Source organism: Halioxenophilus aromaticivorans, from assembly GCF_042850945.1.
Taxonomy (GTDB): domain Bacteria; phylum Pseudomonadota; class Gammaproteobacteria; order Pseudomonadales; family Cellvibrionaceae; genus Halioxenophilus; species Halioxenophilus aromaticivorans.
Genome location: NZ_AP031496.1, coordinates 2540508 through 2563950, shown reverse-complemented (window position 1 = coordinate 2563950; position 23443 = coordinate 2540508). Strand labels below are relative to the sequence as shown.

Sequence of the window (23443 nt, the reverse complement as noted above, 5' to 3'; positions counted from 1 at the left end):
TTGTGTTCGAAATACTCTGAAATTTATTCTGGAATAGGCATCGACGTGGTCGTAAATGGATCCCAGCTTAAATGAAGGTCTTCCATACTACCTACCGTACCCGCTTTAAAAGTAGGCTTGGTTCCCGATGTAACAGTAAAATCAGGAATACGTGATAACCAAGCATTAAGTGCAGCGATTACCTCGACTCTAGCCAACGGAGCACCAGCGCAGCGATGCGGCCCAGCACCAAATGTGATATGCGCAACACTTGACCTATCAAAATCAATATCCATTGGACCGGGATTAACCCTTTCATCCAATGCGGGAAGAAACGTAGCATTGATCACCATCTCGCCCGACTTCATTTCTACCCCATTAAAAACGGTGTCATGCTCGACATGACGCCCCACGACCACTAAACCAAAACGGCGTACAAATTCATCAGCCGCCGCAGGAATAAGTGAAGGATCTCCAACTAAACGTTTACGCTCCTCTGGGTGGTTAGCCAAATAATACATGATAAAACTCAGGAAATTAACAACCGTATCTAATCCCGCAATCACGACCTCAAGACATAATTCATAGGCATCATTTTCACTGAGTGACTCACCCTCGATGGTGCCATTGACCAAACCACTGATCATGTCATCGGTAGGATTTTCCTTACGGGCATCCATGTAGGGTTTTAAATATTCTTTTAACTTTCCGTAAGCTTCGGTAATGGATACCGTGCCGTCTGGACGCATAATATGATCAGCATAAGTCTTCAGATATGGACCATCCTCAATGGGCAACCCTAAAATCATCATCACGATGGAAGTAGGAAAAGGTACGGCCACCTCTTCCATAAAATTGCACTGCCCCTTAAGGCGCACATCCTCTACCAGCTGATGGATAATACGATGAATTGCTGGCGTTAACGCCCTGATCCGTTTTGGCGACAACCCCGTATTAAGTAAGGCACGATAGGGACGATGCTCGGGAGGGCTTAAATGCGTTGGCAATATACCATATTCTTCGCCTCTTGTTTTGGGCACAATAATGACTTTAGACGAAAAGGTTTCGTACTGACTCAGTACTTCAGACATTACCGACGCACGAGCCGTCAACCAATGCCCGCCATTACATGGCGTCCACAATATATCGCCCAAACCTTCAGCATGCAGTGCCTTCCAGGCCTCATGAAAACCCATCTCTAATCCCGGCGGGTTATAGATATCAAAATCGATAACCAACTCATCCGGTACATGCGCGGGCTTTTCGCCGCGGGGATTTAAAGCAGCTTGTACGGTCATTTATTAATCCTCTACTTTATTATCGTTGATAATCTAACGACTTCATAACTAATAGCCGTATTGCTCTTCCGGCATATGCACGACCAACCCATCCAGATCAGAACTCATACTTATTTGGCAACTCAAACGTGAGGTTTCATTAGAGCCTGGAATCGCGCTCAACATATCCGACTCCAACGCAGTCGGTGGACCAACTCGATCGACCCATTTTGAGTCTACAAATACATGGCAAGTTGCACATGACATACCGCCACCACAGTCAGCATCGATACCATCAACTAAATTCTGTATGGCTCCTTCCTGAATCGTAACCCCGCCTTTGAGATCGATTACAGTTTCATCACCTTCGGAAGATACATATGTCACTTTCATTGACTGACTACTCTCCAATTATTATATGTTTATTAAATAACCTACGATCACACAAAAAACTAATCAAACGCTAGCACACCATTAACGAACGCCAACAAAAAATCTCTCCCTCTGTCAATTAGCTTCTAGCCTAAATCAGCTTTCGATGAATACGCAGCGCATAACTACGACGCTATTTTTTGACTTCGGAGTAATTATGTCACTTTAACCCTTACGCAAATATTAAACGCACTCTAGCCTGTTTGATGTTTTCCATCAACGCGTCATCGTGTGCCGTTTTTAATTCATTAGAAATCGTAAGTCACCTCAAAGCCAACCGTTCTTGGCTCGCCAACGATGGTGGCGTTAGTTCCAATTGTCGCCCCTAATGGTAACCCACCGCGTTCATACTCTTCATCGAAGGCATTTCGTACGAAGGCCACAGCCGATACCGAACTTCCTGAAATTTCATTGAGCGCCACTCTGAAATTTAATAACTGGTAACTGTCTAACTCGGTATCTGGAATAATCGTATCAGAAAGGCTACTAAAATAGGCTTCAGACGCCTGATAATAATCCCCACGCAAGGTGAATTCACCAAGACTGGTATCCAGTGTCGTTAGAAAATAGAGCGAAACGGTCGTTTCTGGTGTGTCACCATAGGGCCCAAATTCCAATTCAAACCCCGGTATATTACCTCTTGCGTCAGTAAATTTAGCATCGGTGTAGGCATAAGCTGCACCCAACTCCAACCAATCCGTAGGATTAATCTTAGCATCCAGCTCAATGCCAGAAACCTTCGCCTCTTTAACATTACCGGTAATAGAAGACACATTAAGATATACCGTTCTCTGAGCATCCTCTACAGTTTGCTCGTAAAGCGCCAAATTCAATTGCATTGGAGCCCCTGCCAAGTAACCGGAGAACTTGTAGCCCAATTCAATATCCCAGGTTTTTTCCGAATCGAAGCCGTTTGAACGATACACACCGTTTTCATCAGGCGAGGCCGAAACACCGTTAAAACCACCAGCACGCCAACTGCCTCGCTGAGATACGTACACCATGTTTTCATCGTTGATACGATAGTCCAGTGTAAAACCCCAACTGGGCCGATCAAATTTTGCAGAGGCCGGTTGAGACCCGAAAAGATCACCCCATAAATCCCCTGGTAAATGTTTTATATTAATTTCTTCCCAGGTATGTCGGTAGCCCGCCGTAAAATTTAGACTCTCTGTAAGTGCGTAAGTGCCTTGAAGAAAAATCGCCCTGGATTCATCTTCGGTTTCGAAATCATAGAAAAACAAACCCGGTGCCGGTTCGGCAGCGGTAACATAATCTGCGGCCACTTTTAATGGAATATCGTTTCTAAACGTTTCTTTAGACGCGAACAAACCGACAATAAAATCTAACTTATCATCCATAGCCGTACCCGATACCTGAAACTCGTTAGACATTTGCTCGGTATCATATTGATACCCAAACGTACCGGTTTCATCACCGTTTTGTAGGATCATAAACGGGCTGCCATCAATATCTGTTGGCTGGTATGATTCAACCTTGTTGTACCCAATGATATTTTTGATGGTTACATTGTCGCTGATATCATAAGAGGTTGTATTGGAGTACAGCGCCTGTTCAATGTCATTTTTCGCGTTAATGTCATTGTAAACATCTCTAAAATCCGCATCTTTTTGCCGTTCGAGAAAATCCTGAAGGCCTGTAAATCCCGCACTTATCACACCCGGATTATCAGCAGGATTAAATATCGCACTACTGGTAATACCATCTGGGTACAACGCTATACCAGTGGCGGATATGAGCGGCACACCGTTGTTTGTCTGACCGATATCGTACGCACTACGAATTTTTAACCCTTCAGGACGACCCTTGTGATGTGCACCATAGCCAACAAACGTATTCTCCAGTTTATCTCCGGCGTAGCGCAAACTTAATCGAACGTTATCGGTATCAACCTCGGCCAAACGAGTTCCATCCAATCGATTTTTCTGCCAGCCATCACGAGAACGGGTCAACCCTGCCAGACGCACGTAAAAGGTATCGGTGATAGGCACGTTGATAGCCCCTTCAATTTGTCGATTGGAGTAACTCCCTCCAGCCGCCTTTAAATAGCCACTAAATTCTTCATCGGGTGCCTGCGTTTGATACAGCACCGCCCCGCCAGTAGCATTACGACCAAACAACGTTCCCTGTGGACCTTTAAGTACCTGTAAAGACGCCATGTCAAAAAATGCACTGGCCGCCACACCCCCCGCCTGAACCTCGTTAACATAAGCTAAAACGGCAGGAGCAGAATATGAAAACGCGTCAATAGACTGCCCCCGTAAAGAAAAGTTTAGCTGGTTAGATGAATTGGTAGCTCGCACCATCAAACCCGGAGTAGACATCTGAATATCGGCTTCGGTAGCAATACCCCGCTCTTCAATTTGTTGTGCGCCGAATGCGGATACCGCCACCGGTACGTCTTGCAAACTCTCTTCTCGCCTCCGAGCACTGACCACAATCTCTTCAATGACCCGTAACTGATCGGTATCTTCTGGTGCGGACAAAACAAGACCTGGATAGGCTGATCCAAGCGCGATAGCGGCGGTTAAAGTCATCTTAAAATGTATGGGGGAAAAAACCCGCTGGCCTTTATTATTCATTTTGGCTCCTTGAGCTTGGACTGTTATTTCTTTTTGTTATTTATAGTGTTTTTCTTTACAGGCATGACAACCTAGTGTTTCAAAAATTATCACCCACCAAAAAATATGTCAACATATATGTTGTATTTTATATTTTGTAAACCTATTTACGATTAAGCATGATTTATTTAATAAATATAAAACGAATACAATGTGTTTATATACGCACTTACTGTGCGTAAAAGTAACACAACCCAGGTAACAAATTGATTTTTGGAGACAACATTGAATACAACACAAATGTTTTAAAAATAAAAATATTTCAAAGAATAACGAAGAAAGGAAGAAAGCCACTTAGGGAATATGAGGGCGAGAAACTAACCGACTCTTGTTGCTAAAGGTGGCACAAATGACCCACAATCACTAGGAAAGGCATCGATCCGTTTAACGACTTTCATTTATTTACAAAGAAGTAAACGGCTTTTATACCTGGAACCCCCAAAATAAACGACCATCGACACGGCAAGGCAATAATTGCACAAGGCTATTTATAGTCGGCTCAGAGTCTTCTCTATTCATAAAGTAACAGGGGATTCGAACATCCGGGGCATCGGTAATTTCAATAATACCGACAATGTAAGGGATGCATGGCATAGTATGGCCGGAAAAATTGCGGTGCACCCGAGTCCAACTGTAAACACGCCCCTCTGGCTTGACCACCTGCCACTCAAGATCAAGGCTCTGACAGTGTTTACAGGCAGGTAATGGATACCAATTCCAACCCTGACATTGTTGACAACGAGGAAGTTGCATTGTCCCCTGCTCAAGGTTCTTTAGCCAAATCGATTCCAACAAACTCATAAGAGATTCGCTCGCCGTAAAATGAGGGACGTATATTGACGGCCAGGCCCAGCACCAACAAAAGCCGCTTTCGCATTTTCGACTTGTCGGTTACCCGCCTGTCCACGTAATTGATGAACGGCCTCTGCCAAATGTCCGACACCAAGAAGATAACCGTGAGCCAATAAACCACCATGCGTATTCACCGGCACACGCCCATTAAACAGAGTATTGTCATCCTTAATTAAATGTCGCCCCTGTCCAGGTGGACACAATCCCATGGCCTCAATTTGCAAAATTACCGCTATGGAAAAGCAGTCGTAAATTTGAAACAGATCCACATCGTCCAGACGTAGCTTAGCTAGCGATAACGCTTTATTTGTCGCTCTGCGGCAGGCTGGCAAATCCGGCAGCCAGGGGCTTTGAGTGTAAAAATCCATATCCGGAATAGGATCGAATTCATAACCCCACCCGGCTAAAGTAACAGCGGGTGAACGCCCCTTAAATTCGCCAGCGCGAGAAATAACAACCGCCACCGCGCCATCACTTAATAACGAACAATCAACCGAACGCAGCGGTTCAGCAATCACGGTTTTAGCCAGATACTGTTCTTTGGTTAGCTGATGACCTTGTTGTGCATGGGGATTCTGACAGGCATTAACACGGGTAAACTCCACCACTTGCCACAACATGTCTTGTAACTCTTCATCAGATAGACCATACACATGCTGATAGCGCCTGGCTGCACAGGCAAAATAGAGTGGGGGCCCTGCAAAACCTGTTGGGCCCTCGATAATTTTTTTCGCCAACATTCCTGCATGATAGCCACTTGGGCCAGCCGGATTCGTCCCCCAGTCAACACCAAAATACATCAAGGCATGATCTGCTTTACCTTGCGCCACCAAGTCATAAGCCACCGCAAACGAACTCAGTATACCGGCACCGACAGGAACTGTTTGCAGGGTAAGATTGACGTTATTTAGCCCAGCGGCCGGGGCTATTCGATCAAAAGGTGCCATCTCGGGAATTAACGAGCTTTCTGTAACTACGGCACCAATCTCTTTTGCGGTAATACCCGCATCTTCCAGAGCCTTACCAATGGACTCCAGAATCAATGTTTCCACATTTTTTCCTGACTTACGCTGGGGATGAACCTCACCCAGACCAGACACAACGGCTTGCAACATATTAACCTCTGAGCAGGATTGACCCTGGTTTATTGGCCACACGCCAGCCTGAGAAAATGATCGATTACCCGCTGTCGGCACACTCCGCTAACTTGACAGAAATGCCGCTAACAACAAGGAGTGGTAACGTGTTTCTTCAGAATCACCTCGGGAAGGAAACGCAACCACTTTTCCCGCACCAACAATAACGCCCATTGCCTGCCCCACAACACCAATCAAGGCTTTGGCAGTACTGTTGGCCGCTTCTATATCATCTAGCAATAAAACATTTGCCTGGCCTGCAACTTCGCCGTGCAAACTTTTTGTTACAGCCGATGCAGGCATCATGGCCGCATCAATAGCCATGGGCCCATCAACCAGGGCATTACCAAAATGTCCTCTAGAGGCCATTACCGTCAGCGACGCAGCATCTATTGTACTCTGCATGGATGGATTAATACTTTCTACCGCCGACAGAATGGCGACACGTGGAACTTCAATCCCCACTTTTCGAGCTACAGTTAAGGTATTGTGCAATATCTCAATTTTGGTTTTCAGATCCGGCTGAATATTCACGCCGGCATCCGCCACTAAAATTGTTCTATCAGGAAAGGATGGGCTCTGAATAATATACGCATGGCTGGCGACGATTTTTCCACCCCCCCCCTTAAGCACGGCTTTCAACAGAGCGCTACTGGAAATATTACCTTTAACCACAAGGTTACCAGAACCCCCACTATTTTCGGCCACATATTGCGCGATTGCCGCGGGCTCGATGACGTTTACATGTTCGAAAGACGCTGGAATTCTTGGAATTTTAACGCCATCACCGACCAGAACAATCTTAGCCAATAAACCTTGAGTCTGAACTTTTTCCACTGCCCGAATAATGTCTTCGGAATACGGCCCGGCTACCCATGCGGTTATAGGCGTCTTTGACGCTGCAAGTTGCCCGGTAATCTTCTTGAGTATTTGCTGATAATCCATAGTGCCAACCTGACCTGTCTTCAGCTGAAGCGTTAAGCCTTCGGCGCCAGGAATTTTTTAATCCCCTGTTTAAATTCTGGTGAAGAAAACAGAATAGAGCGCATGCCCATACCAATTTCCAAACCGCCGTTAAAGGAAGATTCGGTACAACTGCGAATCGTGGCCTTGCCCACGCGCATGGCGCTCGCACTCAGTTTTCCGACTTGTTCACAAAAAGCGTCAATCTGACTGTGCAACTCATCACTGGCGACCACCTTTTGCACCAGACCATAATCCAGCGCCGTTTGCGCAACAATGGGTTCACCCAATGTAGACATATACATTGTACGACGCACACCCATTGCCTGAATGAGAGGCGGCACTATAACCATGGGAAATGCACCCAATTTTATTTCTGGCGTGCCAAACTTCGCTTCTTCGGTGGCAATCGCAAAATCACACGACGCCACTAATCCACAGCCGCCACCTAATGCTCGCCCTTGCACTACCGCAACAACTATCGGATTTAGTGAATGAAACTTATCCAACATATAACGAAATCGTTCACAAGCTTCCCACTGCTCAGCAGCCGTGGCATCAATAATGTCTCGGAAATCATTGATGTCGCCACCGGCACAAAAATCTTTACCTTCGGCTGTTAATACCACCATCCCCGCTTGCTGAACTTCTGTTTTATCAAAAGCCTCAATCAATGCTTCGATCATGGCGTTACTGAGCGGATTTCTCTGTTGTGGATTATTCAACGTCAACTTGGTAATGGAACCCTGCTGTGTAATTTTGATCAGCTCAGACATTAGAATTCAACCACATTGGTATTCACTTTTCCGGCCATCAATGTTCGGGGCACCAGACAGGACCACTGATTCAACAAACTTCCGACATGCAATGCGCCACGCAAGCCGCCCACAAATGGGAAGGTGTTGATATACAAGGGCGGAAAAAGCTTGCGGAATTCCACGGCATCTTTTTGCTCTTTACAGGACATGGATACTTTCAGCATGACTTCGTTTACCATTTCTTCAGGTGGAATAGGTGCTGTTGGCCCACCGATAGAATTAACGCCCACATATTCGAAAATAATATCATCACACTGGATGTTTTCTGTCGCCATACGGTTTTTGATAATGTCTACCGTTTTCTCGGCTTTTTCCATAGCGTAGGGCCATGAAAAAGATACCTGCCCAGACGCCATCCAACCACCCGGAAGCCCCATAATTAATTTCAAACTTTCTGGCGCAGGCCGCCCTTTAATGCCAAACAGTTCCACTTCATCTTCACCAATATCAATCAAATCGACCTGACTCATATCGACAATCACATCAGGGACGATATAACAGGTAGGGTCATGAATTTCATAAAGCAATTGCTCTTTCAGTACATCGCGACTGATGCGGCCACCGGTCCCTTTTGGCTTGGAAATAATGACTCGCCCATCCTCAAAAAAGCGTGCCGTGGGATAGCCAATATCATGCAGATTTTCTACATTCCACCAGTCACCACTGAAATTACCACCGGCACCCTGACCACCACATTCCAGCAAATGCCCAACCACAATCGCGGTAGCAATTTTGTCCCAGTCATCATGGGCAAAATTAAGTTCAGCCATAATGGGTGCAAGGTATGCAGCTGTGTCGGTCGTACGTCCCGTCACGACAATATCCGGATTAAACTTCAACGCGTCACAAATGGTATCTGCGCCCAAATAGATATTGGCGAAAATTGGACTTTCGGTTAACTCAGAGAATTTATCACCCGAATCATAATCATCCAGATTTACGCCCTGCTTTTGCCAATCGTCCAACGCACCCAACACATCATCACCTTCAACATAGGCGACTTTAACCCCATTTATTCCATTTTTCTTGGCCAGTTCAACGATCGCTTTGGCGGCGGCCGATGGATTAAGTCCACCGCCGTTAGTGATAATCTTGGTGCCATTTTTTTTTGCCATTGGCAACAACTGCAACATCATATCGGGAAGATCTTTGGTATAGCCCATCTCGGGGTTACGCGAACGATCTTTTGATAGAATCGCTAAGGTCAATTCAGCCAGTGCATCAAAGCACAAATAATCAATCCCACCAATTTCAAGCGCACGCAGAGAAGGACGCAGCGAATCTCCATAAAACCCCTGTCCACAGGCTACATTTACTGACCTCATAGAAAACACTCCACCTTAACGCGAAAAAATTTTGGATTGTGATGCGAATTTCACAGGTAAATTAACGCTCATTCTTAACAGGTTAGCCGAGAAAGATTTCCCTAAATTATCACTGCGTAAACTACCTGCACCACCACCACCCAAGGCATCTTTACAAACAAATTTAAAAGCAAACAGGTTTGGCACTTCAAACCGACTAACACTGCCCTTCACATAATCACCGAAATGTGCTTTTACCCGTTCCGGGGTCAGCTCTACACGTAAGGCCTCGTGTACTTCTTTATTAGGTGAAAAGACGCTGATATCAACAGCATCACCTTTATCACCTGATCGAGCTTGCACTACACGATAAAGTGGTAGCACTTCCCACACCTCTGAAGCGTTTGGCATTTTGTTCTCCTGAAAAGCGTAACAACTAATACATGAGCATTGGAGCAACTGGACTGGCCGTGCCACCAACAATTTTAAGTGGATTCAAACTAAACATAGCCGTCGTCACTTTTCCTTTAATTGACGAAAGATCAAGCAGCTCTAGAAATAGCAATCCGTCTTGATGCATTAAGGAGGCGTGTAGCGGTAACGCCGTATCGGCAATTTCCGATGGCCCCACCTCTACGGCGATATTGTCAGCGCCTATAACCGCAAATTTGTGGTGGCGAACCCACTCTATTGTGTCGGCCGATAACCCAGGGGCCGAGAATCCGCTGAGATTGCCTTGATGCGAAAACTCTACCCACCCGGTTCTCACAATTAATGCATCCCCGGGTTCTGGCGTAATGCCCTGTTCGTCCAACCGGGATTGAAGGTCGGCGGCATGGATAGCAACCCCTGGCTCTAACCACGCTGTGTTGTCCGGCACCGCGTCAATGACGATGGCCCGAGTTACAATAGGAGGGATGGTTTCGGCTCCCAATTTTTTGGAACCAGTACTGCTTACCTCATCTGAGGAATAGCCTCCAAACATGGTACCTTCGCAAAAAATATGGCAAAGCGCATCGACATGCGACGTGCCGTGCGTGCCTATAATCAATACGTCATCTGAAAAACCAAACCCTTGTGTTTCTTTTGATTTACCCGACGCATAATCGCCACCATCGCGGCGTAAATAATGCTGTGGAAACTGGCGCATTGGCGCGACAGGGCCTTTCCCGTGCTGTATTTCCAAACCAATACTGGTGGCTCGAAACTCAGAGACAGAACTCATCCCCCGTTGGATAGCAGCCTGGTCGATATACCGTAAAGCACCCGACAAAGTCGTTATTTTGCATTCGTTTTGCGACGACACATAGCCACCTTTTTAACAATTAGAATTGGCTAAGAAACCTTGAGCCCCTTACATGCAACTCATTAGCTGCCACCCATGGCAGCGCCATCATTCCAAAACTGCTCGCGCACGTCGTTACGTCGTATTTTTCCAACGGGTGTGCGAGAGAATGGCTCATAGCGAAAATACACAGCTGATGGGCGTTTAAGCTTACCCAATCGCTCCAGACAGGTGTCTATCACAGTTTGATGCTCTAATGACATGCCTTCATGCAACACCACTACGGCCACCGGTGTTTCGCCAAATCGCTCATGCGGTGCCCGCACCACAACGCACTCTCGCACTTCAGGTAAATCACCAATCACCAGCTCTAATTCCGCTGGCCAAATATTGAACCCGCCGGAAATAATCATGTCATCTTTACGATCTGATAAATACAGATAACCATTTTCATCTATACGACCAACATCACCGGTTCGCATCCAGCCATCAAAAAATTTATTAGCCGTCAACTCAGGCGAATTCCAATATTCGTGAATCATGCCATCGGACTGCAGCACCAGTTCGCCAATCTCTCCTGCTGGCAAATCATTATTGCTTTCATCCACTATTCGAATACGCGCAAAAGGCATTACCCGGCCGGCCGCCACTAACGGATCAGACCCCTCAACTTGACCGAACCACTCCTTAGGCGTCATCCACACAACCGGCGTCACCTCGGATAATCCGTACATTTGATGGAGTGTTTCTCCGAAAACGCCATGAGCTCTCATGGCGGTTTGTGGCAACATAGGTGACCCCCCTACAACAATCGCTTTCACTTTATCGAAACTCATCGCATCCACTTCTTTTACGTGTGTTTCGTAATGGGCTACGAGATCGCTAATAATAGTAGGTACTGCGAAAAGATAACCACCGTAGTCGGCCAAGAGGCTGAGCAAACGCGGCGCATCGAACTTGGATTCTAAAATATTAAACCCACCAGAAAACCATAACGGTACAAACAAAAAGCCCGATCCGTGAGAGATAGGCGCCACGTGAATACAACAGTCACCTGCCTCTATCGTTGGGCAACGATATGTCCAATCGCGCTCCATATTCATCCAGGCGTTATGGGTAAACGCTATGCCTTTAGGTAGCCCCGTGGTGCCCCCGGAGTGGCGGATAACGTAATAATCGTCAAGCTGAATATCAGGGTTAGGGTCGGTTGTATCAAAGGTAGATAACCAACTTTCATAATTGTCATCGCGTACAATAATATGCTCTAAACAATCAACAATTTCTTCAACGCCCTGAATTTCGTGTAGGTGTTTTTTATCAACCACTAGCGCCTTACAGCCTGTGTTGCGTAACATGTGCGCATGGGCTTCAGGCGCGTTTTTTTTGTAAAGCGGAACGCGAACGTAATTGCCAATAGCCGTACCCAATAAAAAATCGGACGCCTCAAGACAGTTTTCCTCTAACACGCCAATTTTATCTTGCGGCTGCAAACCTAAACTCAAGAAAGCATTAGCCAAACGCAACCCTCTATCCCAAGCCTCGGCAAAGGTTAACTCTCTGCCACCACTCACAATCGCCAATTTATCACGATGCCAGTTGGCTGCTTGCCTTAAGGAATCTCGAACATTAATCATGACGCCCCTCTTTATTATTTATCTTCTATCGCCCCAGAATTGGCACCTTATCTCGCTTAAAGTGCTCCTTAGGCTTTATGGTTATACAAGCCGCACTCAACGCTCGCCAATTACGTCAAGTTTACACCACCCCACAAGAAATAATCAACACTAATGTTGTATTTTTGAACCAAGCCGTATCGCGCTTACTATGACGGCAATTTATGCACCGCGGTGAGCGAGCAATGACCCCGTTAAAAAGAACGCCGCCACGTGGCAACCAGCCGATAGACCGCATCAAAGACGTTCAATTTCTTTAAATTAAATACAATAAGTTACAATAGATTGCGCAAAATCAGGATGGAAGTATGGGTATTTTTTCGCCGTAAGATGACTTAAAGTTAGTTTTGTTGTCTGTGCATCAATACGCATTATTAATATTATAGTAAGCGCAACTTTAGATATATCCACCTATCAGTAATGGGCCAGATATATTTTTTACGACAGTATTGTTGGCGGAGAAAGCCAAGTAAGCTGAAGTGTATTTAGGTGCACATAATGGCGCGCCCTGCTGGCCACCGACCAACGCACCCCCACCTAAGAACACGCAATCACGAAAGCAAAAGAGCACACCAGCGGCCGGGCACTTACCAATAGGCCACACAAATCAAATGCAGGAGCCTTATCACGGCGCGAGTATTAAACACACCCAGAATCGGCACTTCCATTACTGCGTTAAAAGAGCAATTAATACCAATAAACCCAACACCATTAACGTGATAAACCAAAGCCATGGCTCGCGCCCAGCAGGGTAACCTTACAGACTTACGAACGGCGAGAAATAATATTGCCGAATAAAGGCGTATAAAAATCAGCGGCTAATGAGGCGCGGTATAGGCTTCAATGTGAGACACCATTCCTGGGCTTGCTCTTCCGGCCAGTAAACAGACTATCAGTCCAACTGGTCTACCGTGACAACGGGCCGAGCACTTCTGGTCGCAATCATTGTATGTGCACCAGCAAAGTCATCGCCATAATGAGTTAATACTATAACATCGGGCTCTACCGTAACAATTTTACCCACGAAAGGCGTATCACCAAATTCTTCCGGTACCCGATAGCTCACTAAGTCACCTGGTTTGAATGTCTCAGGTTCAAAATTAATGTCAACTGGGCAAGCACCATTTCCCATACCTATCATAACAACTCTCCTTTGGGTTTATTGTTGTATTGCTTTATTCACCCTAAAACACATTAGACTTGAAACGGTAAGTTACTAAAAATTTCTGGCAAATCAGAAAGAGCCCTAAGAGCATCATTAAGATGCGTGCAGCCTTTTTCTCGACGAAGCATCGTCAGCACACTGGTGTTAAATTCAGGCAACGACTTGCCAATCATACCGTAAGCAAAAGATAACGCTGAGGGGCATTCCGGATACGGCAGAATGTGCGGTGTGATCGTTAAGCCCTGCAAGACATAGCCCTCTAGGCTGACTTCTGCTCGAAGAGAATACTCGTGCACGGCTACTCGCCGGCCATCTGGCCGCACTGCACTGTCTTGAAATATTGACTCAATAATAATGTTGTGATTCTCTAACCAAACATCCATGCAACGTGATCGCCGCAACGAAACATCGGCGTGATTTTTTACTGGATGCCAACCATCAGGGTCTGAGGGATGAGGTAACGAAGGCACTATGGCACAACGTGTGTATTGAAAGTCCCCGTCAGCGGCCAGTGCACTTGAACCTGCTCGGAAACCAGCACATACCCCAGCCATACCTTCAAGCCGACCTTTTCTCTCTTGCTTTTCCGCGGCTGAGATCAAGTTGGGATACACAGACCAGGCCCAGTCAGACACCACCGTAGCGCCAATTACGTCATCCAATAGCAGTACCAAAGGTGATTGCGTAGGCACACCTTGCCCAACTAACGACTGATACCCTCTACGAAATCCACCCACGCACGGTAAACCACGCAAAGACGATATTGCACCGACATCAGGTTCACAAGCTATCGCCTCGATGTATTTATCCGCCGTGACCGTCACTCGCAAACCATTAAACGCCAACACTTCTATGGGTTGCGTAGTATTGTGGGTGAATATATCGCGTCCCACGCCAATCAACTGCAGTTTACCGTAACGCCCTTCAGGCCAGATAACATCCACCGAAGTGGTTCGCCTAAATGACGCATTACGACGTAAACGGCTGTGCCCGTATGGGTTAGGTAGGTCTACTGACATTATTTCCAAATCAAGCCCTCTGTTTGACCATCGCTTATCTTGACCGATCAGGCAACCTCAAATAAGGCTGCAGCGCCCATACCACCGCCAACACACATGCTCACCACCACGTACTTCACACCGCGGCGTTTACCTTCAATCAGTGCATGCCCCACCATACGCGCCCCGGTCATACCGTAAGGGTGACCAATCGAAATTCCGCCGCCATTTACGTTGTATATCTCTGGGTCGATTTCAAGATAGTCTCGACAATATAACGCCTGACAGGCAAACGCTTCATTTAACTCCCACAGGCCGATATCTCGGATATTCAAACCGTGTGTCTTTAACAGCTTAGGAATAGCGTAAACCGGCGCAATGCCCATTTCCTCTGGCGCGCTGCCACACACGGTCATACCACGGTAGACGCCAAGGGGGTGAAGATTGCGTTGTTGTGCTATTTTGCCTTCCATCAACAAACAGGCAGACGCGCCATCCGATAATTGACTGGCATTACCCGCAGTAATCACACCGCCTTCCATAACCGGTTGTAAAGACGATAAACTTTGCAGCGAAGTGGTAGGACGATTGCCCTCATCATGCTCAAGCGTAACACTCTCACTTCGTGAATTACCGGTCTCTTTTTCTAAAACCGTCTTAACCGTTGTCATGGGTACTATTTCAGCGTCAAACCTACCCTCCGCTTGCGCAGCTGCCGTGCGCTGCTGGGATATCAATGCATAGGTATCCTGATCCTCACGGCTGATATTGTATTTTTGTGCTACGTGCTCAGCCGTCTTCAACATGGGCATGTACGCATGCCTGGAATGCTGGGTGACATTAGCGTCTTGCCCCGCTTCTGCCCAAGCCAAAAATTGATTTTGGACTTCAGAAATATTTTCTTGCCCGCCGGCGGCCACAATATCCATACTGTCACACATAATTTGTTTAGCCGCTGTTGCAATGGCCATCAAGCCGGATGAACACTGGCGCTCAATGGTTTGTGCGGGCACGCTTTCTGGAAAACCGGCGGCAAGGGCGCCCGTACGAGCAATATTTAACGCGGCACTGCCTCCGGTAAGAGTGGTACCGATTACCACATCGTCAATTTCGCCATAATCCACGCCGCTACGATTAGCGGCGTGCCGGAGTGCATGCGCCATTAAAGTCGGTGATTTCGTGTTATTAAATGCACCGCGAAAAGCGCGGCCTATAGGCGTTCTTGCGGTGGAAACAATCACTGCATCTTTCATAATAGTTTACTCAAGCTTGTTTAAACGGCACTCTCGACGATGCCGCCGTCCACCGTCACACAGGTACCCGTCATATAGCTGCCCGCTTTATCACTGGCTAACATCAACAGAGGGACCGTCAAATCATCGACCTGCCCCAAACGTTTCATCGGAATGGTTTTTACGTAACGCTTACCGCCCTCTGACAAAAAGTATTCTCGGTTGAGGTCGGTCATCACCCAGCCCGGACACAACGCATTTACCCGAATATTGTGACGGCACATTTCGACTGCCATCGACTTGGTCATTTGCACAACGCCCGCCTTAGACACGTTATACGCCACCTTTAAAGCGCCGGTATGCAGCCCGTAAATAGAGGCGATATTAACGATCGTTCCGCCTTCACCCACATCAACCATTAATTGTGCAGCCGCTTTTGCCGCCCGCCAGGCACCGTCAAGATTGGTCTGCATCACCCAGGCCCAATCCTCTTCGCCAGTATCGAGAAACTTAGTGGGATTACTCGCCACACCGGCGTTATTAATTAAGATATCCAACCGCCCATGCTCTTGGCGAATTCGCGCAAAGGCGGTGGTGACACTGTCGACCGAGGTAACATCCATGGGAATGGCCATCGCAACCCCTCCCGCTTGCTGAATACCTTCCACCACGCAGGCCAGTTTATGCTCTCTGCGCGCCGTCAAAATCACCAAGGCACCCTCAGCGGCAAGTAGGTTGGCAAAGTGGATACCCAAACCACTGGAGGCACCCGTGACCAGCGCCACCTTACCAGACAAATTAAAATAGGAGCTCGACATAAAGATTACCGTAACAAAAAAAGCTCGCACCAAAATCAGCACGAGCCAAAAAGAACCAACAACGCTAATATGAGCGTGGCAGACCCAACACTTTCTCTCCGATATAATTCATAATCTGCTCTTCGGACACCGGCGCAATGCGGATCAGGCGAATCTCTCGGTACCAACGCTCAATTTGGTATTCCACAGCCATACCCATGCCACCGTGTGTTTGAAAAGCGCGATCCACGGCATAGTTGGCAGCCCGTCCGGCCAGAAATTTCGCGGTATTAGCCTCTTCACCACACGGTTTACCCTGATCGTACAAGCGAGCCGCTACACGGTACATCGTGTGGGCTGCGTTCAATTGCATATGAGCATCAGCCAGTGGGTGTTGCACACCTTGATTCTGCCCAATTAAACGACCAAAGACAGAGCGCTCGTTGGCATAGCGCACGCCTCGCTCCAATGCAACACGGCCAACACCCACGCCCTCTGCTGCCACAAATACCCGCTCTGGGTTGAGACCATCGAGCAGGTTATAAAAACCTTTGCCAATCTCACCCACCAAGTTTTCTTCAGGAATAAACGTATTATCAAAGACCACTTCACAACTTCCCACACAGCGGCGGCCCATTTTAGGGATCAGTGAAATATCGGTGGTTTTATCATCAAAATCGACAACAAATAACGACAAGCCATCAATGGGGCGCTTAGTTTCACCGACCGCCGATGTACGCGCCAGTACAAGCGCTGATTTCGAAATATGCGCCTTTGTCAGCCACACCTTACGGCCGCTTAACAACCAACCGCCATCGGTTTTAACGGCTTTAGTGGTTATTTTACTGGTATCGCTGCCAGCATCTGGCTCGGTAACACTAAAAGAAACGTGTAAATCACCGGACGCAATTCGAGGCAAATATTTTTGCTTCAACGCTTCCGACCCGTGACAGATCACAGGGTGAAAACCAAACATAGACAGATGAATCGTTGAGCACCCATTAATACCCGCCCCACTGGCTGCAACGGCTTCCAATACCAAGGCCGTATCTTCAATTGAGCACGCACTGCCTCCGTATGCTTCAGGAGTCGCCATGCCGAGAATTCCCAGTTCGGCCATAGCATCAAAAAACGCAAAGGGAAACTCACCGCTTTGCTCATGCTTGGTCCAGTACTGATCATCGAATTTTGAGCAGACTTTTTTCACACTGTCCACCAGTGCTTGTTGGGTATCGTTAAGATCAAGATCGAACATAGTTTTCTCCAGCGGATCAGCCTAAAGACCAAATAAAACAATTGTGTTGACTTTGTTATAAGCAGGCCACTTAAGTGTGCCAACTGAACTTTTATTGTATACGCAAGCTTTTGATAGCCGTATCAATACATTGTCGAACTTTATTCTATCGCCAAGATATTTAAATACAACATATATGTTGATTTTTAATTTGGTTGTTTTCGGGTAGCTTATTGCGCGCAGAAGAAGATAAAAATCGCAATTGGGATAGTCAGATAGGGGGAAAACGACCCCAACAGGACCAACGTATAACCAACCAAAGCTGATCAACAGAGCAGGCCCCTGCGTGAGCACAACACGCATCCTGGGGCGTTTGCTCATACTTACCAAGCCCTTCACGCGGGCCGTAATTACCAAGTAAAATAATAGCAACACGCATGTTGTTATTAAAAAATGCTTGATCAGGTACAGCCGTCCAGGCCATGTCAAGCTACCGACCCCGCGGACCGGCAACGGCTTTACTGGCACCCGCACTCCCCAACCACCCTGTGGTCGCCAAAACAGTTCACCATCAGCGCCCCCAACCAAAGCAATACAGCCAGAAATTATGGCGGGTTGCCTACATAAAAACACCAACCAGAGCCCCATACAAAGATTTGCGCCGCTTAACACTGCCGTCGTGAAGCCACCAAACGTCACCGATGTAACGGTTAAAAAACCGTACCGTTTAGACTGCGTCTTTTTTTAAACACTGATGTTGGACTTTATGAAAACAAATTGCTAGCCTAAGACAAAAATCAAAGATGAAGCGCGTATCCGCTCTCGCGACACAATAACTAAAAACTGACCTTGGATTAACCATGTCACCCGCACACCCTACCCGCCCGTTATCAGATATTCGGGTCGTCCACTTGGCTTCATGGGGCCCCGCGCCCTACGCCTGCATGCTACTGGCCGACCTAGGGTGCGACGTCACCATTGTTGATCGCACATCCCCCATGATCGTGACCGTTCCTCCCGACCTGGATCCACGCCGACGCAGCCAAAAAAGCATTGCCCTGAACCTTAAACATGAAGCCGATCGGGAAACGTTTTACGCTCTGATCGAACAGACCGACATCTTTATCGAAGGCATGCGACCCGGTGCCGCCGAGAAATTAAATATTGGCCCCGGCCAGCTGCAAGCGCTCAACAAGCGATTGATCTACGCCCGCATGACAGGCTGGGGGCAAACCGGCCCCCTGGCCAACACCGCTGGGCACGACATTAATTATCTGGCGTTATCGGGCGCGCTTGATGCCATGGGTACAGCCGATGAGCCAGCTATCCCGTTGAACTTACTGGGTGATTACGCCGGCGGTGGGATGTTTATGCTGACCGGGATCTTGGCCGCATTGATTGAACGCCAGCGGTCAGGCCTGGGACAGGTGATTGACGGTGCCATTGTCGATGGTGTTGCCTCGCTTTCTGCCGCCACAATGGGAATGCTGGGCAGTGGTAGCTGGGGTCAACGTGGCACCAACACCTTTGATGGCAGCACTCCCTGGTACGCCCTTTACGCAACCGCCGACAACAAATTCGTGGCGGTTGGCGCCATTGAAGAGGCGTTTTACCAAACATTGATGAGCGGGCTGGGGCTAAATGCCGCCGACTGGCCGCGCAAAAGTGACGACGATAAAGCCCGCTTGCGCCGGCAATTAACAGACATCTTCAAATCTCAACCGCGAGATCATTGGGCCCAACTGTTCGAAGCAACCGATGCCTGTGTCACTCCAGTCCTGAGCTTCGAAGAAGCCTTGCAGCACCCCCATCACAAAGCTCGCCAAACTTACATTCAACTTAAGCACATTCCTCAACCCGCGCCCGGCCCACGTTTTTCACGTACCGACTTAGCGACGCCGAGCCCAGCCCCCACCCCCGGAGAGCATGAGCAGATCATTCGAGCCGCCATAGCTAATTTGGAAGCCAGCAACGATGACCAAGGGTAAAGACAATGAGTCACCATGAAGCAAGGGGCAAACTATTGCGCAAGGCGCCCGAAGGCATTCTGGAATCCACCAATATGGGCCGATTCTGCCAATGGTTAGGCCATGAAAAACAGCTAACCCTGACCACCTACTCGGCGCTGTGGGAGTGGTCGGTCAATCACCTGGAAGATTTCTGGCAAGCCATCATCGAGTTTTATCGACTGGACCTTGGCCCTTATCAAGCGATCCTTCCCCAACCGCAGTTACCGCCGAAAGCATGGCTACCGGGGGCCCGCGTTTCTTACCCGCAGCATATTCTCCAATACCGAGGGGCACAGACGGCTCTGGTCGGTGTTTCACAAACCCGTGAGCGTATTGAACTCAGTCGCGACCAGCTGCATGATCAGGTTGCCCGCTGCGCCGAAGGCCTTCGTCAGCGGGGCATTCAACCCGGGGATGTGGTCGCCGCCTACCTGCCCAACATGCCCGAAGCCACCATCGCGTTTCTGGCAACGGCATCGATTGGCGCCATTTGGGTAAGCTGCGCCCCTGAGTTCGGTGTCAAAGCCGTTGTTGATCGCCTCAGTCAAGTTCAACCTCGACTGCTACTGGCGATTGGTGGATACCGCTATGGCGACAAATCGATTGACCGCCGGGAACAAGTTGCTCAAATCTGCCAGTCAGTGACCAGTATTGAGCACCTGATTGATGTGCCCTACCACCCGGCGATTACCCTCGACCGAGCCACACCCTGGCCGTCGTTGCTAAACCACTGGCGTGAGCTGGATTGCTACCGCGGCAATTTCGACCACCCACTGTACATTCTGTTTAGCTCTGGCACGTCCGGGCTGCCAAAAGCCATTGTGCACGGTCACGGCGGCATTCTGTTGGAGCATGTTAAGGCACTGGGTTTGCATAACGACGTCAGCGAGGACGACGTGTTTTTTTGGTTTTCGACTACCGGCTGGATGGTCTGGAACTACAGTGTCAGTGCCCTGCTGCTTGGCTCCCGTATGGTCTGCTTTGACGGCAACCCCATGGCCCCCGATGTCGATAACCTCTGGGCACTGGCTGAAAAAGAAAAGCTGACCTACTTCGGCAATTCTGCCACCTTTTATATGAGCTGCCTGAATGCGGGCTCAACTCCCGCCCGAGATTACGATCTGGGCACCATACAAGCCATCGGGTCAACCGGCTCGCCCTTACCGACCGCCGGGTTTGAATGGCTTGCCGATCAATTTGGCGCACAGGTGGTTATCGCCTCTGTCGCCGGCGGTACCGATATCTGCTCGGCCTTTCTCGGCGCCTCACCCATGGTCGATATTCGTGCCGGTGAATTAGCCGCACCCATGCTGGGCTGTCGGGTAGAAGCCCTCGACGCGCATGGTCAGCCGATTGTCGATGAGCCCGGTGAGCTGGTTGTTACCACCCCAATGCCCTCCATGCCCGTCAAGTTTTGGAATGACCCGCGTAATCAACGCTTTCATGAGGCCTATTTCAACCAGAACCCAGGAATGTGGACGCACGGCGACTGGATTATCATCTATCCGGATTACGCCTCGGTGATTACCGGACGATCCGATTCCACCCTCAACCGGGGCGGCGTTCGACTGGGAACCGCCGACTTCTACGACCTGATTGAAGCCATACCCGAAGTACGCGACAGCCTGATCATTCACCTCGAAGACGATGATGGCGGCCTGGGCCAATTAATTCTGTTTCTGGTGGCTCAACCGGGTGCCAACCCTCAGGAACTGGAGCGAACCGTTACGCTACGCTTGCGTAACGAACTGTCACCTCGCCATGTGCCGGACAATGTCGTCTGGCTAAACGCTATTCCCCGTACGCTCACCGGCAAAAAAATCGAAACGCCAGTAAAGCGCATCTTACAAGGGGCGAGCATTGAACAGGTTGCCAACCCCGATAGCCTGGGCAATGCCCAGGCGATCGACGAAATCGTCGCCTGGTACACCCAGCATTCTCGTCCCTCAACCATCCATAACAACAACTGACATTATCGCCATGAACTCGACAACCGCCCCTGTTACCCACTACTTCGACACCATGCCTGCCGACCGAATGATTTTTAGTCGGTTACTGGAAGAGCGCGCACAAGCCATTCCCGATCAGTGTTTCTTCACCTTTGAATCCAGCCACTACAGCTATGCCGAATTCAATCGCCTGGCCAATCGGGTAGCCCGTAATCTGGCAGAGATGGGTATAGGGTATGGCTCAGTGGTTGCTGTCTTGATGGACACCTCGCCCGATTATCTCGCACTCTGGTTTGCGTTGGGCAAGTTGGGCGCAACCGAGGTGCCGATCAATACCGCCTATCATGGCGACATACTGTTACACCAATTATGTACCAGCGGCGCAACACTGGCCTGCGTCGATACCGCTTACTTGGCGGTGATTCGTAAGGTTCGAGACGAATCATCCGTCGGGCAATGCTTGGTCAGGGGCGATGTGGATGAACTGATACCCGCTACTGAACAACCTTTTGCGGTATGCCTGCGAACACAGCCAGAACACAATCTGGACATCGATATCCAATATCAGGATATCGGCGGAATCATTTTCACCTCGGGTACTACCGGCCCCTCTAAAGGCGTATTGTTATCGTTTCGCTACCTTACCGCGTATGGCGTGATGTACGCCGACGTCAACAGCCTGCAAGCCGATGATGTGATCATGAATTTCCTGCCGTTCTTCCATATGAGCGGTAAGTTTCTCACCATCGCAACATTGGTGTGTGGCGGCCAGATGCGATTGCTACAGCGATTGAGTATCAGCACCTTTCTGGATGAGGTTCGCACCTACGGCATCACCAACTTTGTTGGCGTCGGCGGCATCTGCAACATGCTGCTGTCTAAGCCGGCAAGTCCGGCCGATCGCGAGGTGTCTATTCGCAGCATTTACGCCGTACCCGACCCGGACCCAACGCACCATGAACTGATCAACCGCTTTGACTGCCGAATTACCACGGTCTTTGGCTCAACCGAATCCGGGCTGCCCATCTACCGCGGTGGCGTGAACGAAGGTTATCAGGCCGGCTCCTGTGGCAAGGCCAGCCCGCTGTACGACGTTAGAATTGTAGATACCCTCGATAACGAAGTACCGATTGGCGAAAGTGGTGAAATCGTTGTGCGTCCGAAGCAGCCCTATCTGATTGCCTCGGGCTATGTGGGCATGCCACAAAAATCCGTCGAAGCCTGGCGTAATCTTTGGTTTCACACCGGCGATGTTGGCCGCCAAGACGTCGATGGCTGGTTCTATTTTGAAGACAGAGTGAGTGATTCACTGCGTCGCCGCGGAGAAAATATTTCCTCTTTTGAAGTCGAAGTGCTGGTGGGTAAACACACCGCCGTGTCGGAAGTGGCGGCAGTCGCCTACCCCTCTGAGCTAGGCGAGGATGAAGTCCGGGTATTTGTCATTATTCGCAATGGGCATAGCGTTACCGCAGAAGCCTTATTCTTACATTGCCGAGATACCATGCCCTATTTTATGGTGCCGCGCTTCATTGACATTGTCAGTGAATTCCCGCGCACCCCTACTGCAAAAATTGAAAAATACAAACTGCGAAATAACCCTAAAACAAACTCCACCTGGGACTGCGTCGAGCACAATTGGCGTATTTCTAAAAAGGGAATCGTTAAAGCGATTGCAGAGCACTAGCCGCCAATGGGTTT

At 48.6% G+C, this 23443-nt stretch carries 20 protein-coding genes; 3 read left to right on the top strand and 17 right to left on the bottom strand.

The genetic code is table 11. The annotated features are described in order from the left end of the window. Positions 1-23: 23 nt before the first annotated feature. The 17 genes from ACGHM3_RS11190 to ACGHM3_RS11110 all read right to left on the bottom strand — a co-directional run bounded on the left by ACGHM3_RS11190 (position 24) and on the right by ACGHM3_RS11110 (position 18486). Positions 24-1277 (bottom strand): cytochrome P450, encoded by a 1254-nt coding sequence (locus ACGHM3_RS11190; RefSeq protein WP_345416398.1) that lies wholly within the window; start codon positions 1275-1277, stop codon positions 24-26. A 48-nt stretch (positions 1278-1325) separates the two neighbouring features. After that, positions 1326-1649: a 2Fe-2S iron-sulfur cluster-binding protein gene (locus tag ACGHM3_RS11185; protein WP_345416401.1), complete on the bottom strand. Its 324-nt coding sequence runs from the start codon at positions 1647-1649 to the stop codon at positions 1326-1328. A 287-nt stretch (positions 1650-1936) separates the two neighbouring features. Then, on the bottom strand, positions 1937-4291 hold the full coding sequence (locus ACGHM3_RS11180; protein WP_345416404.1) for a TonB-dependent receptor: 2355 nt from the start codon (positions 4289-4291) through the stop codon (positions 1937-1939). A 462-nt stretch (positions 4292-4753) separates the two neighbouring features. Next, on the bottom strand, positions 4754-5083 hold the full coding sequence (locus ACGHM3_RS11175) for an OB-fold domain-containing protein (RefSeq protein WP_345416407.1): 330 nt from the start codon (positions 5081-5083) through the stop codon (positions 4754-4756). Between the two features lie 44 nt (positions 5084-5127). Beyond that, complete coding sequence (locus ACGHM3_RS11170) at positions 5128-6297, bottom strand: thiolase family protein (protein ID WP_345416410.1); 1170 nt, start codon at positions 6295-6297, stop codon at positions 5128-5130. 87 nt (positions 6298-6384) lie between these two features. After that, a complete protein-coding gene (locus ACGHM3_RS11165; RefSeq protein WP_345416412.1) occupies positions 6385-7263 on the bottom strand; it encodes a phosphate acyltransferase in 879 nt (292 codons plus the stop codon). A gap of 32 nt (positions 7264-7295) precedes the next feature. After that, a complete protein-coding gene (locus ACGHM3_RS11160) occupies positions 7296-8057 on the bottom strand; it encodes an enoyl-CoA hydratase/isomerase family protein (RefSeq protein ID WP_345416415.1) in 762 nt (253 codons plus the stop codon). Further along, a complete protein-coding gene (locus ACGHM3_RS11155) occupies positions 8057-9424 on the bottom strand; it encodes an acyclic terpene utilization AtuA family protein (protein WP_345416418.1) in 1368 nt (455 codons plus the stop codon). Before ACGHM3_RS11155 ends, ACGHM3_RS11160 begins: the two co-directional genes overlap by 1 nt. 15 nt (positions 9425-9439) lie before the next feature. Then, positions 9440-9814 carry a hypothetical protein gene (locus tag ACGHM3_RS11150; protein WP_345416421.1) on the bottom strand — a complete coding sequence of 125 codons (375 nt, stop codon included), beginning with the start codon at positions 9812-9814 and terminating at the stop codon, positions 9440-9442. Positions 9815-9839: 25 nt separating this feature from the next. Continuing rightward, entirely contained in the window at positions 9840-10709 is an 870-nt protein-coding gene (locus ACGHM3_RS11145; RefSeq protein ID WP_345416424.1) for a cyclase family protein, read from the bottom strand. Between the two features lie 62 nt (positions 10710-10771). Beyond that, complete coding sequence (locus ACGHM3_RS11140) at positions 10772-12322, bottom strand: AMP-binding protein (protein ID WP_345416426.1); 1551 nt, start codon at positions 12320-12322, stop codon at positions 10772-10774. Positions 12323-13253: 931 nt separating this feature from the next. After that, a complete protein-coding gene (locus ACGHM3_RS11135) occupies positions 13254-13502 on the bottom strand; it encodes a hypothetical protein (RefSeq protein ID WP_345416429.1) in 249 nt (82 codons plus the stop codon). Positions 13503-13555: 53 nt separating this feature from the next. Then, positions 13556-14470, bottom strand: coding sequence for a DUF2889 domain-containing protein (locus ACGHM3_RS11130; protein WP_390518109.1), 915 nt, complete (start codon positions 14468-14470; stop codon positions 13556-13558). Between the two features lie 122 nt (positions 14471-14592). Beyond that, positions 14593-15777, bottom strand: a complete 1185-nt coding sequence (locus ACGHM3_RS11125) for an acetyl-CoA C-acyltransferase (protein WP_345416435.1) — start codon at positions 15775-15777, stop codon at positions 14593-14595. Between the two features lie 20 nt (positions 15778-15797). Continuing rightward, entirely contained in the window at positions 15798-16574 is a 777-nt protein-coding gene (locus ACGHM3_RS11120; RefSeq protein WP_345416440.1) for an SDR family oxidoreductase, read from the bottom strand. Between the two features lie 64 nt (positions 16575-16638). Beyond that, positions 16639-17808, bottom strand: a complete 1170-nt coding sequence (locus ACGHM3_RS11115; protein WP_345416443.1) for an acyl-CoA dehydrogenase family protein — start codon at positions 17806-17808, stop codon at positions 16639-16641. A gap of 21 nt (positions 17809-17829) precedes the next feature. Next, positions 17830-18486 carry a hypothetical protein gene (locus ACGHM3_RS11110; protein WP_345416445.1) on the bottom strand — a complete coding sequence of 219 codons (657 nt, stop codon included), beginning with the start codon at positions 18484-18486 and terminating at the stop codon, positions 17830-17832. Between the two features lie 161 nt (positions 18487-18647). Between ACGHM3_RS11110 and ACGHM3_RS11105 the strand changes: the two genes are divergently transcribed. From ACGHM3_RS11105 to ACGHM3_RS11095, 3 genes are read left to right on the top strand one after another with little or no spacing between them, the layout of a single operon-like run. After that, positions 18648-19775 carry a CaiB/BaiF CoA-transferase family protein gene (locus tag ACGHM3_RS11105; RefSeq protein ID WP_345416447.1) on the top strand — a complete coding sequence of 376 codons (1128 nt, stop codon included), beginning with the start codon at positions 18648-18650 and terminating at the stop codon, positions 19773-19775. A gap of 5 nt (positions 19776-19780) precedes the next feature. After that, a complete protein-coding gene (locus tag ACGHM3_RS11100) occupies positions 19781-21766 on the top strand; it encodes an acetoacetate--CoA ligase (protein ID WP_345416450.1) in 1986 nt (661 codons plus the stop codon). Positions 21767-21776: 10 nt separating this feature from the next. Continuing rightward, positions 21777-23429: an AMP-binding protein gene (locus ACGHM3_RS11095; protein WP_345416453.1), complete on the top strand. Its 1653-nt coding sequence runs from the start codon at positions 21777-21779 to the stop codon at positions 23427-23429. Positions 23430-23443: the final 14 nt, after the last annotated feature.

Excerpts from the sequence above, each read along its gene's own strand:
- ACGHM3_RS11135 (WP_345416429.1), bottom strand. The coding sequence starts at position 13,502 with ATGATAGGTATGGGAAATGGTGCTTGCCCAGTTGACATTAATTTTGAA.
- ACGHM3_RS11175 (WP_345416407.1), bottom strand. The coding sequence starts at position 5,083 with ATGCAACTTCCTCGTTGTCAACAATGTCAGGGTTGGAATTGGTATCCA.
- ACGHM3_RS11120 (WP_345416440.1), bottom strand. The coding sequence starts at position 16,574 with ATGTCGAGCTCCTATTTTAATTTGTCTGGTAAGGTGGCGCTGGTCACG.
- ACGHM3_RS11115 (WP_345416443.1), bottom strand. The coding sequence starts at position 17,808 with ATGTTCGATCTTGATCTTAACGATACCCAACAAGCACTGGTGGACAGT.
- ACGHM3_RS11095 (WP_345416453.1), top strand. The coding sequence starts at position 21,777 with ATGAACTCGACAACCGCCCCTGTTACCCACTACTTCGACACCATGCCT.
- ACGHM3_RS11165 (WP_345416412.1), bottom strand. The coding sequence starts at position 7,263 with ATGGATTATCAGCAAATACTCAAGAAGATTACCGGGCAACTTGCAGCG.
- ACGHM3_RS11150 (WP_345416421.1), bottom strand. The coding sequence starts at position 9,814 with ATGCCAAACGCTTCAGAGGTGTGGGAAGTGCTACCACTTTATCGTGTA.
- ACGHM3_RS11185 (WP_345416401.1), bottom strand. The coding sequence starts at position 1,649 with ATGAAAGTGACATATGTATCTTCCGAAGGTGATGAAACTGTAATCGAT.
- ACGHM3_RS11170 (WP_345416410.1), bottom strand. The coding sequence starts at position 6,297 with ATGTTGCAAGCCGTTGTGTCTGGTCTGGGTGAGGTTCATCCCCAGCGT.
- ACGHM3_RS11190 (WP_345416398.1), bottom strand. The coding sequence starts at position 1,277 with ATGACCGTACAAGCTGCTTTAAATCCCCGCGGCGAAAAGCCCGCGCAT.
- ACGHM3_RS11180 (WP_345416404.1), bottom strand. The coding sequence starts at position 4,291 with ATGAATAATAAAGGCCAGCGGGTTTTTTCCCCCATACATTTTAAGATG.
- ACGHM3_RS11105 (WP_345416447.1), top strand. The coding sequence starts at position 18,648 with ATGTCACCCGCACACCCTACCCGCCCGTTATCAGATATTCGGGTCGTC.
- ACGHM3_RS11155 (WP_345416418.1), bottom strand. The coding sequence starts at position 9,424 with ATGAGGTCAGTAAATGTAGCCTGTGGACAGGGGTTTTATGGAGATTCG.
- ACGHM3_RS11100 (WP_345416450.1), top strand. The coding sequence starts at position 19,781 with ATGAGTCACCATGAAGCAAGGGGCAAACTATTGCGCAAGGCGCCCGAA.
- ACGHM3_RS11125 (WP_345416435.1), bottom strand. The coding sequence starts at position 15,777 with ATGAAAGATGCAGTGATTGTTTCCACCGCAAGAACGCCTATAGGCCGC.
- ACGHM3_RS11140 (WP_345416426.1), bottom strand. The coding sequence starts at position 12,322 with ATGATTAATGTTCGAGATTCCTTAAGGCAAGCAGCCAACTGGCATCGT.
- ACGHM3_RS11160 (WP_345416415.1), bottom strand. The coding sequence starts at position 8,057 with ATGTCTGAGCTGATCAAAATTACACAGCAGGGTTCCATTACCAAGTTG.